General features: G+C 68.1%; 13 protein-coding genes. 7 read left to right on the forward strand and 6 right to left on the reverse strand.

Annotated features, from left to right (window positions below; translation table 11 throughout):
* Window positions 1–25 precede the first annotated feature (25 nt).
* The gene (locus IFJ75_RS06340) at window positions 26–1,606 is read right to left on the reverse strand and encodes a DEAD/DEAH box helicase (protein WP_207931766.1); all 1,581 of its coding nucleotides are present in this window, start codon (window positions 1,604–1,606) and stop codon (window positions 26–28) included.
* A gap of 250 nt (window positions 1,607–1,856) precedes the next feature.
* Here IFJ75_RS06340 and IFJ75_RS06345 point away from each other — a divergent pair, with 250 nt between their 5' ends.
* Complete coding sequence (locus IFJ75_RS06345; RefSeq protein ID WP_207931767.1) at window positions 1,857–2,213, forward strand: hypothetical protein; 357 nt, start codon at window positions 1,857–1,859, stop codon at window positions 2,211–2,213.
* 16 nt (window positions 2,214–2,229) lie between these two features.
* On the opposite strand, the gene IFJ75_RS06350 is transcribed toward IFJ75_RS06345, so the two are convergent.
* The 4 genes from IFJ75_RS06350 to IFJ75_RS06365 form a co-directional block, all read right to left on the reverse strand.
* Window positions 2,230–3,210, reverse strand: coding sequence for a hypothetical protein (locus IFJ75_RS06350; RefSeq protein ID WP_207931768.1), 981 nt, complete (start codon window positions 3,208–3,210; stop codon window positions 2,230–2,232).
* A gap of 12 nt (window positions 3,211–3,222) precedes the next feature.
* Window positions 3,223–4,182: a hypothetical protein gene (locus IFJ75_RS06355; RefSeq protein ID WP_207931769.1), complete on the reverse strand. Its 960-nt coding sequence runs from the start codon at window positions 4,180–4,182 to the stop codon at window positions 3,223–3,225.
* A 12-nt stretch (window positions 4,183–4,194) separates the two neighbouring features.
* Window positions 4,195–5,181: a hypothetical protein gene (locus IFJ75_RS06360; protein ID WP_207931770.1), complete on the reverse strand. Its 987-nt coding sequence runs from the start codon at window positions 5,179–5,181 to the stop codon at window positions 4,195–4,197.
* A 145-nt stretch (window positions 5,182–5,326) separates the two neighbouring features.
* A complete protein-coding gene (locus IFJ75_RS06365; protein WP_207931771.1) occupies window positions 5,327–5,890 on the reverse strand; it encodes a LabA-like NYN domain-containing protein in 564 nt (187 codons plus the stop codon).
* Window positions 5,891–5,942: 52 nt separating this feature from the next.
* Between IFJ75_RS06365 and folK the strand changes: the two genes are divergently transcribed.
* The 3 genes from folK to IFJ75_RS06380 all read left to right on the forward strand — a co-directional run bounded on the left by folK (window position 5,943) and on the right by IFJ75_RS06380 (window position 9,214).
* Window positions 5,943–6,461: a 2-amino-4-hydroxy-6-hydroxymethyldihydropteridine diphosphokinase gene (gene folK, locus IFJ75_RS06370; RefSeq protein ID WP_207931772.1), complete on the forward strand. Its 519-nt coding sequence runs from the start codon at window positions 5,943–5,945 to the stop codon at window positions 6,459–6,461.
* Window positions 6,462–6,563: 102 nt separating this feature from the next.
* The gene (rpoZ, locus tag IFJ75_RS06375; protein WP_207931773.1) at window positions 6,564–6,923 is read left to right on the forward strand and encodes a DNA-directed RNA polymerase subunit omega; all 360 of its coding nucleotides are present in this window, start codon (window positions 6,564–6,566) and stop codon (window positions 6,921–6,923) included.
* Between the two features lie 194 nt (window positions 6,924–7,117).
* Window positions 7,118–9,214 (forward strand): RelA/SpoT family protein, encoded by a 2,097-nt coding sequence (locus tag IFJ75_RS06380; RefSeq protein WP_225897023.1) that lies wholly within the window; start codon window positions 7,118–7,120, stop codon window positions 9,212–9,214.
* Window positions 9,215–9,230: 16 nt separating this feature from the next.
* Here IFJ75_RS06380 and IFJ75_RS06385 read toward each other — a convergent pair whose 3' ends face one another.
* Window positions 9,231–9,731, reverse strand: coding sequence for a hypothetical protein (locus IFJ75_RS06385; RefSeq protein WP_207931774.1), 501 nt, complete (start codon window positions 9,729–9,731; stop codon window positions 9,231–9,233).
* Window positions 9,732–9,827: 96 nt separating this feature from the next.
* Here IFJ75_RS06385 and pyrE point away from each other — a divergent pair, with 96 nt between their 5' ends.
* The 3 genes from pyrE to acpS are packed head-to-tail and all read left to right on the forward strand — an operon-like array spanning window position 9,828 to window position 11,580.
* Window positions 9,828–10,412, forward strand: a complete 585-nt coding sequence (gene pyrE / locus IFJ75_RS06390) for an orotate phosphoribosyltransferase (RefSeq protein WP_207931775.1) — start codon at window positions 9,828–9,830, stop codon at window positions 10,410–10,412.
* Window positions 10,413–10,426: 14 nt separating this feature from the next.
* A complete protein-coding gene (locus tag IFJ75_RS06395; RefSeq protein WP_207931776.1) occupies window positions 10,427–11,182 on the forward strand; it encodes a pyridoxine 5'-phosphate synthase in 756 nt (251 codons plus the stop codon).
* Window positions 11,179–11,580, forward strand: coding sequence for a holo-ACP synthase (gene acpS, locus IFJ75_RS06400; protein WP_207931777.1), 402 nt, complete (start codon window positions 11,179–11,181; stop codon window positions 11,578–11,580). Before IFJ75_RS06395 ends, acpS begins: the two co-directional genes overlap by 4 nt.
* Window positions 11,581–11,604 lie beyond the last annotated feature (24 nt).

The raw sequence follows: 11,604 nt of genomic DNA on the forward strand, positions 1-11,604 counted from the left end.
TTCGTCCATTAATCAGCCGAAGGCTTCAGGCGCGGACCGGAACCGGGCGACGCAGGAAGGCCGGGATGTCGGCGCCGAAGCCGGAGCCTTCCCGGGCGGGCGGCAGTTCGCGGTCCTTCGAGGCGCCGGGACGATCGGCCTGACGCAGCTTGGGCTCGCGGGCCGGGCGGGCGTCCGAGGGCTCGGCTTCAGCCCTGGCCGCGGGGGCGACGGCTTCCACAGCGGTCTCGACCGGGGCTGCCTTGTCGGCGCCGCGGCCACGGCGGCTGCGCGTGCGGCGGGCCGGGGTCTCGTCGGAGTCAGCCTTGACGCTCGGGGCGGCCTCGACGGCGGGAGCGGCGACGGTCTCGACGACCTCGATTTCGGCGGCTTTCTCGCCACGCGGGGCGCGACCATGGCTGGAGCCCCGACTTTCCGAACGGCCTTCGGAACGCTCCGAGGGCTTGGAGTCGCGACGACCGCCCAGGGCGGACCAGTCGATGTCCAGCTTCAGCTCTTCGGGCGCCATCTTGATCAGCTTCAGGACCTTGTCCAGACCCTTGTCGTCGGCCGGGGTCACGATCATGAAGGCCTGACCCAGCTTGCCCGCGCGGCCGGTGCGGCCGATGCGGTGGACATAGTCGTCGGCGTGGTGCGAGACGTCGTAGTTGAAGACGTGGCTGACGTCCGGGATGTCCAGACCGCGCGCAGCGACGTCGGAGGCCACCAGGATCTTGAGCGCGCCCGAGCGGAAGTCCGCCAGGGTCTTCGTACGCAGCGACTGGTCGAGGTCGCCGTGGATCGGCGCGGCGTCGAAGCCGTGCTGTTTCAGCGACTTGGCGACGACGTCGACTTCGGATTTGCGGTTGCAGAAGACGATGCCGTTGCGGACGTCCTCGCGGCCGACCAGCTCGCGCAGGGCGGCGCGCTTGGCCTTGGGGTCCGAGGTCGGGATGCGGACCAGATACTGGGTGATCGTCTCGGCCGTCTGGGCCGGACGAGAGGCCTCGATCCGGGTCGGATCCTTCAGGAAGGCCTGGGTCAGGCGGGTGATCTCGGGCGGCATGGTCGCCGAGAAGAACAGGGTCTGGCGCTTGGGCGGCGTCAGTTTGAAGATGCGCTCGATGTCCGGGATGAAGCCCATGTCCAGCATGCGGTCGGCTTCGTCGACGACCATCAGCTCGACGCCGGTCAACAGCATCTTGCCGCGCTCGAACAGGTCCAGAAGGCGGCCGGGCGTCGCGATCAGGACGTCAACGCCCTTGTTCAGCGCCGCGACCTGGTCGCCCATGGAGACGCCGCCGATCAGCAGCACCCAGCTGAGCTTGGTGCCCTTGGCGTATTTCTCGAAGCTCATCGCGACCTGGTCGGCCAGTTCGCGGGTGGGGGCCAGAACCAGGGCGCGGGGCATACGGGCCCGGGCGCGGCCCTTGGACAGCTTGTCGATGAGGGGGAGGGTGAAGGCGGCGGTCTTGCCGGTGCCCGTCTGGGCGATGCCCAGCACGTCGCGGCCGGCGAGGGCTACGGGGATGGCCTGGGCCTGGATCGGGGTCGCGGTCGTATAGCCGGTGTCGGCGACCGCTTGCAGGGTCGTGGGCGAAAGGCCCAGGTTTGCGAATTCTGTCATGAGTCCTTGGGAGTCAGGTGGCGCATCCAGCGTGGATGCGTGTGCGATGCGCGGAACCGCCCCTCGGTGGGCGAGCGGGCGGCGCGAATTCGCCAGACCTGTCCCGAACGTGGGCCGCATATAGAAGCCCCCTCGCCAGAGTCAAGTATTCAGGGATCGCCGAAGCCTGTTCGCGCGTTCTCTGGACGAAGGTTGCAAAACCCGTTCGATGGACGTTAGTTAACGGCGGGGAAGGTAAGAGGGCTTTGAAATGAAGCGCTTTTTGTGCGCTGCGATAGCAGCGGCATTCGCCTGCGCATCACCGGCTTCGGCCGATGTGGCGGCGGCGTTCGGCAATACGGTCGTGTCCCACTATCCGGACGGCGGGTGGGTCAAGCACTGGTTCAACCGCGACGGCAGCTATTCGGCCGAGTTCTCGGACGGGCGGCGGATCACGGCGACCTGGCGGGTCGAGGGCAACCGGGTCTGCCTGAACGGCATCCGGCCGTCCTTCATGATGATCTCGCGCTTCTGTTCGCCGATGATCGAGGCGGGCGTGGGCGAGCGCTGGGCGTCGCGGGATCCTCTGGGTCGCCGTGTCCAGAACGAGCTGATCTCGGGCCGCTAGACGGTCGGGCGTCACATCATTCAGATCCGGTTTCGGGCGTTTCGTCTTCGGCGGCGGTCATCTGGCGGCGAGTGCGGACGATCGAGTTGGCGACCTCCTGACGGGCGGCGCCGACGCTGGCCCGGGTCATCTCGGCGTCATAGAGGCCCTTGAGATAGGCCATGTCCCACTGGCTGAGCGCAGGGGTGTCGGTCGGGTTCTGGAAGATGTTCAGAATGGTCGAATAGCCCGAGGTGTCGGCGTCCGGATTGACCTGGGCGAGGGCGACGAAGGCGAGATAGTCGCCCAGCTGTTCCAGGCTGACCCCGCCGATCCTGTCGACGTCGACGATGATGAAGATTCGCTTCAGATCGTCCCCGGTGTTGGCCTGGAGGCGCGACGCGTTCTGGGTCAACTGCGGAGCGAAATCCATGGTCTCTGCGCACTGGTAGCGGCAGACGCCGGGCAGTCGCACCGCGATGGCGCCGCGATCGTCGACCGGAACGCTGACGTGCCACCAGCGCACCGGCTGGTCGTTGGTTTCGAAGGCCTCAAGGGCGTCGCCGCCGCGATCCATGCCGGCGCCGCCGACGCGGAACAGGCGCGGCCGCATGGCCACGAACTGCGGGGTGAAGGCGTTGGCGTCGGTCGTGGCCACGATCAGGACATTGGGTTCGCAGCCCGGTTCGCCGGCCTGAAGCCCGACCTCGCGCGTCACGTCGGAAATCCGGTCGACGATATAGCGGGCGGTGTCGGCCTGGAGATTGGCGACGCCGACGCAGATGCCGTTGCGCCAGCGGGCCAGGCCGCGGTTGGCGGCCGGCGCGCCGACCTCGCGCACGAACGACCGGGCGGTGTCCTCCAGCCGGGCGCCTTCGACCACGATGTCGCCGAGGTCCGTCGGGGCGTCCTGACCCACAGCGGCGGCCGAGATCTGCGGCGCAGGAACCGTGGCCTGGACGGCTGGGGCGTCCGCGGGCGACGAGAGCAGCAGGGCGGCGAGGAGCGAGGAGATCATTGTGTGGCGATCCTACTGCGGGGCGTCTTCGTCGGTGGCGGCGGTCAGGTCGTGGTGGACGCGGACGATGGAGGCGACGATCTCGCCCCGGGCGCTGGCCTCGTTGCGGCGGGTGCGCTGGGCGTCATAGAGGCCGGCCAGATAAGCCTTGTCCCAGTCGGTCAGGCCGGTCGTGTGCTCGGCGTCGTCGAACAGATTGAGCACCGTCGCATAGCCCGAGGTGTCGGCGTCGGGGTTGATCTGGGCCAGGGAGACCATGGCGACATAGTCGGCCAGCTGGGTCACCGAGACCTGGCTGATCTTGCTGACGTCGATGATCACGAAGGTCCGCTTCGAGACGTCGATGATCTGGGTCGACAGGCGCGACACGCCGCGCACTTCGATGGTCGGCGCATAGGTGAAGATGCTGCCGCCGCCGTCGCCGGGCAGGCGCACGGCGCGGTCGCCGGTGTCGGAATCGGTGGGCATGCTGACGTTCCACCAGCGCACGGGACGTTCGGCGGTCTTGAACCGGTTGAGCGCCGTATAGCCCAGATCGGTCCCGGCGCTTCCGATCGCGAACAGGCGCGGACGCATTGCCACGAACTCTTCGGCGAAGGCGTTGCCGTCGGCGGTGGCGACGATCAGGACGCTGGGGTGGCAGCCCGGCGCACCGGCTTTCAGGCCAAGGTCCTCGGCCACGGTCGATACGCGGTCGACGATATATTGCGCCGCCTCGGGCTGGAGGTTGGCCACGCCGACGCAGATGCCGTCCTTCCAGCGCGCGAGGCCGCGGCCGCGCGCCGGTTGCCCGACCTCGCGCACGAAGTCCTCGGTCATGTCCCGAAGCCGGCGCCCCTCGACGGTGATGTCGCCCAGATCGGTGGGCTGGTCCTGATCCACAGCCGTGACCTGCACAGGCGGCGGCGTCTGGCCCGGACCGGCGTCGGCCGGGGTCGAGAGCAGGAGGGCGGCGAGGAGGGAGGCGATCATCGGGGCGTTTCCCTACTGTGGTGCGGTCTGGTCCTGGGCGGCGGTCAGCTCGTCGTGGGCGTGGATTACCGAGGCGACGATCTCGGTCCGGGCGCTGTTGCGGTTCTGGCGGGTCCGCTCGGTGTCGTAGAGCCCCTTCAGATAGGCCAGGTCCCAGTTGGTCAGACCCTCGGTCTGCACCGGATCGTCGAACAGGTTCAGGATGGTGGCGAAGCCGGCGGTGTCTGCCTCGGGATTGATCTGGGCCAGGGACACCATGGCCAGGTAGTCCGCGAGCTGGGGCAGGGTGACGCCGCCGGTCTTGGACACGTCCACGATGATGAAGGCGCGCTTGGAATCGTCGACGATCTGGGTCGAGAGGCGCGAGGCGGCGCGGATTTCGGTGTTGGGGGCGTAGAGCATCGGGCTGTCGTTCCCGCCCGCGTCCTGGCCGCCGTTGACCCCGCCGGGAATCCGCACGACGATCTGGCCGGTGTCGCCGTCTACGGGGGCGCTGACGGTCCACCAGCGCACGGGCTGACCATTGGTCTCGAACCGCTTCAGCGCCGCGGCGCCCTGGTCCATGCCCGCGCCGCCGACGCGGAACAGGCGCGGGCGTTCGGCGACGAACTCGGGCGTGAAGGCGTCACCGTCCTGGGTGGCGACGATCAGGACGCTGGGGTTGCAGCCGGGCGCTCCCGCGCTCAGGCCCAGGTCCTGGGCCACGGTCGAGACCCGGTCGGCGATATACTGGGCGACCTCGGGCTGGAGATTGGCGACGCCGACGCAGACACCGTTACGCCAGCGGGCCAGTCCGCGGCCGCGCGCCGGGGCGCCGACCTCGCGCACGAACGCCCGGGTCGCCTCATCGAGCCGGCGACCGGTGACGGTGATGTCTTCCAGATCGGTCGGCTGGTCGGCGGACGGGATGGAGGGCGAGACCTGGGGGACCGGAGTTTGGGTCGAGACGGCGTCGGGCGCGCCGGAAACCAGCAGGGCGGCGAGGAGCGGAGCAAGCACGGCGGACCTCCTGGACAGCATTCAGCAACCGACGCTATCGCGAACCCCGCAGAGAGACAATCGGAAGTGGAGATTTTTCGTGGCCTGCACGCCGATCAAATCTCTGTGCCGCAAGGAGATTTGATCAGCCAAGGAACGGGGCGCGTCAGTCCTCGAAGGTCCGGGCATTGGGGGAGGGCGCCGCCGCCTTCGGACGGGCCCAGTCGCCCAGCCGGTCGGCCAGGTCGATATAGTCGTCGGCCTGACGGCGCAGCTCGTCGGCGATCATCGGCGGCTGGCTTTTGGTGGTCGAGACGACGGTGACGCGCACCCCTTTCGCCTGCACCGCCTGGACCAGCCGGCGGAAGTCGCCGTCACCCGAGAACAGGACCATCTGATCCAGATGCGGCGCCATCTCCAGCATGTCGACCGCGATCTCGACGTCCATATTACCCTTGGTCCTGGTATGCCCCTGGGGGTCGGTGAAGCGCTTGACCGGCTTGGTCACGACAGAGAAGCCGTTGTAGCCCAGCCAGTCGACCAGAGGCCGGATCGGAGAGAACTCTTCGCCCTCGACCACGGCCGTGTAATAATAGGCGCGAACCAGGACGGCTTTGTCGCGGAACGAATCGACGAGCTTGCGAAAATCCAGATCGACGTTCAGCGCCCTGGCCGCCGAATAGAGATTGGCCCCGTCGATGAACAGGGCGATGCGATCGGACGGGTACATGGAAGGCTCCAGCGCAATATCGACCACAGGCGTGAGAGGCGTCGGCGTCAATATGGACGTTGATCTCGATCTCGACCTCGATGCGGCCGTCATCGTCGCCCTCGGGTGCAATGACAAGGGGGTCTGGCCCTCGTGCCGCGACGCGCTGGAGGCCGCCCTGACCCGGTTCCGGTCCGAAGGGATCGACATCGTCGCACAGTCGTCGTGGTGGAGCTCACAGGCCTGGCCGGACCCGAGCGATCCGCCGTTCCTGAACGGGGTCGTGGTGGTGCGCACCGATCTGGATCCCCACGCCCTGATGGCGGCCCTGGGGCGGATCGAGGAATGCTTCGGCCGGCAGCGGACCGTGCCGAATGCGCCGCGGACCCTGGATCTGGACCTGATCGCCTATGGACGCGAACGCGGCGACTGCGAGGGGCTGATCCTGCCGCACCCGCGCGCCGCCGACCGGCTGTTCGTCATGGGGCCGCTGGCCGAGATCGCGCCGGACTGGCGGCACCCGGGCGGCGGCTTCGCCAAGGCCCTGGCGATGACGGCGACCGTGGGGACCGATGCGCGCCCGCTGACCTGAGGGGCCAAAGAAGCCGGGCGCCTCAGAATCGCCCCTGTGGCGTTGCACAAATCCGTGCATACCTGTATTGGGCGCGGTTCTCCCGCCGCACGAGGATTCTTGATGGCTCGCGTCACTGTCGAAGACTGCATCCAAAAGGTGCCGAACCGCTTTGGTCTGGTTCTGCTGGCCGGCAACCGCGCCCGCGCGATCGCCAACGGCGCCGCCCTGACCCTGGATCGCGACAACGACAAGAACCCCGTCGTCGCCCTGCGCGAGATCGCCGACGAAACCGTTCTGCCAGCAGAGCTGATGGAGACCGTCGTCGTCGCCCTGCAGCGCGTCGACGAGCGTACGGAAGCCGAAGACGAAGCGGAAATCGTCGGCCTGCTGGCTGAGCCCCAGCACATGAACATGGCCGAGCAGGAGCTGATCCGCGCCCTGCAGAGCGACCGGGACGGCGGGCAGGAGGAACGGTACTGACGGCGGAACCCGCTAACGGTATCACGATCCTCCCGGCGCGGGCCGGCAAGTCCCCGCCGCAGACGAATGTCGCCAATAACAACGACCCTGTTTCGCCGTCGGAGACGCCTCCGGCGGCGAAACGCGTTCCGATCCTGCGTCAGTTCGAGCTGATCGAGGCGGTCAAGGCCTATGACCCCACCGCCGACGAGGCGATGCTCAACAAGGCCTATGTCTATGCGATGAAGATGCACGGCTCGCAGCTGCGGGCCTCGGGCGACCCCTATTTCGGCCATCCGATCCAGGTCGCGGGCATCCTGACCGACTACCGGCTGGACACGGCCACCATCGTCACCGCCCTGCTGCACGACGTGGTCGAGGACACCTCGGCGACGCGCGACGACATCGCGGCCCTGTTCGGCGAGGAGATCGCCGTCCTCGTCGAGGGGGTGACCAAGCTGTCGCGGCTGGAGCTGCAGGCCGAGCACACCCGCCAGGCCGAGAATCTGCGGAAATTCATTCTGGCCATCAGCCGCGACGTGCGCGTGCTGCTGGTCAAGCTGGCCGACCGTCTGCACAACATGCGGACGCTCCAGTATGTGAAGCCCGAGAAGCGCGAGCGGATCAGCCGCGAAACGCTTGAGGTCTATGCGCCGCTGGGCCGGTCGATCGGCATCCACTCGATCGCCTCCGAACTGGAAGAGCTGGCGTTCGAGCACATCAATCCGACGGCGCGCACGGCGATCGAGCGTCGTCTGGAAGCGCTCAAGCTGGAGCACGGCCGCGCCATCGAGGGCGTCTCGACCGAAGTCGAGCGGGTCCTGTCCGAGGCGGGCATCGCAGGCGCCCGCGTGTTTGGCCGCCAGAAGACGCCCTATTCGATCTGGCGCAAGCTGCAGCGCAAGACGGTGGGCTTCTCGTCCCTGTCCGATATCTATGGCTTCCGGGTGATCGTGCCGTTCGAGGACGACTGCTATCGCGCGCTCGGCGTCATCCACCGCGCCTGGCCGATGGTGCCCGAGCGGTTCAAGGACTTCATCTCGACGCCCAAGTCGAACAACTACCGCTCGCTGCACACCACGGTGGTCGGGCCCGGCGGCCTGCGCATCGAGATGCAGATCCGCACCGAGGCCATGGACCGGGTCGCCGAGGACGGCGTCGCCGCCCACTGGGCCTACAAGAACAAGTCCTATGGCTTCGACAAGGAAGGCATGCAGGCCGAGGGCGGGCGCGACCCGCTGCAGAACCTGCGCCACCTGGTTCAGGTGATCGAGCACGGCGAAGGCGGCGAGGACTGGGTCGAACACGCCAAGCTGGAGATGTACCTGGATCAGGTCTTCGTCTTCACGCCCAAGGGCCGGCTGATCACCCTGCCACGCGGCGGGATGGCGCTGGACTTCGCCTATGCCGTCCACACCGAGGTCGGGGACACAGCCGCCGGGGTGAAGATCAACGGCGAGCTGAAGCCGATGCGCACGCCGCTGCAGAACGGCGACGTGGTCGAGATCATCCGCGGCGCCAAGCGCGAGGCGCCGACCGACTGGCGCAGCCTGACCGTCACCGGCCGGGCCCGGTCGGCGATCCGCCGCCACATCCGCGGGGCCGAGCGCGAGGAGTTCCTGCGTCTGGGTCGCGCGACGCTGGAACAGACCATCGCCAAGGCCGGCAAGTCGATCGACGACGTCTCGCTGAAGCCGGTGCTGGAAGTGCTGGCGGTGGCCAATGAGGCCGATCTGTTCGAGGCCATCGGCCGGGGCCGCATCTCGCCGGTCAAGGTCGCCGAGACCCTGTTCCCGGCCCTGATGGGCAAGATCAAGCCGGCCCAGCAGCGCAAGCCCATCCAGGATGCTCGCGCCCGGCTGTTCGTGCGCGGCGGCGGCCTGACGCCCGGCGTCAGCGTCCATTTCGGCCAGTGCTGCACCCCTCTGCCCGGCGACCGCATCGTCGGCATCCTGGAGAAGGACAAGGGGCTGACCGTCCACACCATCGACTGTCAGAAGCTGGCCGAGTTCGCCGATGACGACAGCGTCTGGCAGGACCTGCAGTGGACGCCCCAGGCCGAGCAGAGCGCGGTCGGCGTCGCCCGCCTGCGCGCCACGGTCCGCAACGGCGTCGGCGTGCTCGGTCAGGTGACCACCCTGATCGGCGAGGCGGGCGGCAATATCCGCAACCTGTCCCTGACCCACCGCCAGCAGGACTTCTTCGACCTGAATTTCGACGTCGAGGTTGAGGACGCCAAACACGCCACCATGATCATGGCGGCGCTGCGCACCAATCCGTCCGTGGATACGGTGGAGCGGGTGAGGGGCTAGGAACCGGAGAGGCCGGTCAGCTGTCGGGTCGGGGCATGTGGATCACGTGCCGCCGGAAGTTGATGCAGTTGCCGCTTAGGGCGTTCGTCAGGACGAAGGCGATCGGCATCCCGGGTTCCACGTCCAGCACCACATCGCCGGTGAACCCTCGCGACTTCAGGAAGGCCGCTGCCTTTTGCGCCGCGGCCGCCGGGTCGTCGGCGACCAGGCCGATGCAGCCGGTGGCCCCACCGACCTTGCTCACCACCTCGGGCGACGAATGGTTGATGATGGTGCCGTCCATCAGGATCGTGCGGCTGACGCCGGGCGTATTGGCCTGAAGCCGCTCCTTCAATCCATGCTGCTCCAGCAGGGCGACGACCGCGTCGCGCCCTTCGACGGATGAGGCGGCGAAGATACGCGAACCCGGATCGGGAAAGGGCAGGGGGTTGCGCCCCGTCGCCAGCAGGAAGGACCAGGCAGTCAATCCTACGAGGTAGACGCCGACGACGATCAGCAGCCATTTGGGCAGACGCATGCCAGTCTCCCTTGTTTGGGCTGATTTGGCTCCCCGTAACGCCGTTTGGCAAGTCGCGAGTTGCGCGGTCAGGGGGCAGGGATTAATCGCTCGGCTATGAACACCGAAGACGTCCTCAACGAGTTCCGAGCCGCCGGCGCCTTGCGCGAGGGGCATTTCGTCCTGTCCTCCGGCCTGCACAGCCCGGTCTTCCTGCAGAAGAACCTGGTCTTCATGCACGCCGACCGCTGCGAGCGGCTGTGTAAGGCCCTGGCCGAGAAGATCGTCGCCACCGTCGGCACGGTCGATGTGGCCATCTCGCCCGCCGTGGGCGGCATCATCCCCGGCTATGAGACGGCGCGGCACCTGAAGGTGGCGTCGCTCTACGTCGAACGGGAAGGGGGCGCGTTCAAACTGCGTCGCGGCTTCCAGATCGAGCCTGGCCAGAAGGTCGTGATGGTCGAGGACATCGTCACGACGGGTCTGAGCTCGCGCGAATGCATCGCGGCCATCAAGGAGGCCGGCGGCGACGTGGTCGCTGCGGCCTGTATCGTCGACCGCTCAGGCGGCCGCGCCGACGTCGGCGTGCCCCTGATCGCGCTCGCGACCCTGGACGTGCCCGCCTATCACGCCGACGAACTGCCCGCCGACCTCGCCGCCATCCCGGTGCAGGACCCGGGCAGCCGGCGGCTGTCGAAGTAGGGACGGCTGCGCAGGTGCTCAGGCTCGGCGTCAACATCGACCACGTCGCGACCGTCAGGAACGCGCGCGGCGGCCTGTATCCCGATCCGGTGCGGGCGGCGCGTGAGGCGCTGGCGGCGGGCGCCGACGGCATCACGGCTCACCTGCGGGAGGACCGGCGCCATATCTCGGACGCCGACATCGACGCCCTGGCCGTGGTGCTGCGCGACGAGGACCGGCCGTTGAACCTCGAGATGGCGGTGACGCAGGAGATGCTCGACATCGCCCTGCACCATCGGCCGCACGCCGTCTGTCTGGTGCCCGAGAAGCGCGAGGAGCGCACGACCGAGGGCGGGCTGGACGTGGTCGGCGGCCACAACTGGATCGCGCCGTTCGTGGGTCAGCTGAAGGCGGCGGGCTCGCGCGTGTCCCTGTTCATCGGCGCCGATCCGCTGCAGATCGAGGCCGCGCACCGCACCGGCGCCCAGGTGGTCGAACTGCACACCGGCGCCTTCTGCGACGCCGCGCGTGACGGCCATGAGGCCGAGGCCGCCGAGCATCTGGCCGCGCTGACCGCCGGCGCCGCTCTGGCGGCCGATCTGGGGCTGGAGGTCCATGCGGGTCACGGCATCGACTATGAGACGGTCAAGCCGGTCGCGGCTATTCCGCAAATCATGGAGCTGAACATCGGTCACTTCCTGATCGGGGAGGCGATCTTCGTCGGTCTGGGGCCCGCCATCGCCCGGATGCGGGCGCTGATGGACGAGGCGCGCGCCGGAGAGGCCGCGTGATCATCGGGGTCGGCGCCGATCTGTGCGACATCCGCCGCATCCAGGAGTCGCTCGACCGCTTCGGTGACCGGTTCAGGAACAGGTGCTTCACCGAGATCGAACGGACCCGCTCCGACCGCAAGCCGGACGCGGCCTGGAGCTATGCCAAGCGGTTCGCGGCCAAGGAGGCCTGCGCCAAGGCCCTGGGCACCGGGATGCGACGCGACGTCTACTGGAAGGACATGGGTGTCGTGAACCAGCGCAGCGGCCAGCCGACCCTGAACCTGACGGGTCCGGCCGCCGATCATCTGGTCCGGCTGACGCCGCCCGGCCACACCGCGAAAATCCATCTCACCCTCAGCGACGAACACCCCTATGCACTCGCCTTCGTGGTGATCGAGGCCTTGCCGCTGGCGTAATCACCCTATAGTGCGGCCATCAGA

Source organism: Brevundimonas goettingensis, from assembly GCF_017487405.1.
Lineage (GTDB): Bacteria > Pseudomonadota > Alphaproteobacteria > Caulobacterales > Caulobacteraceae > Brevundimonas > Brevundimonas goettingensis.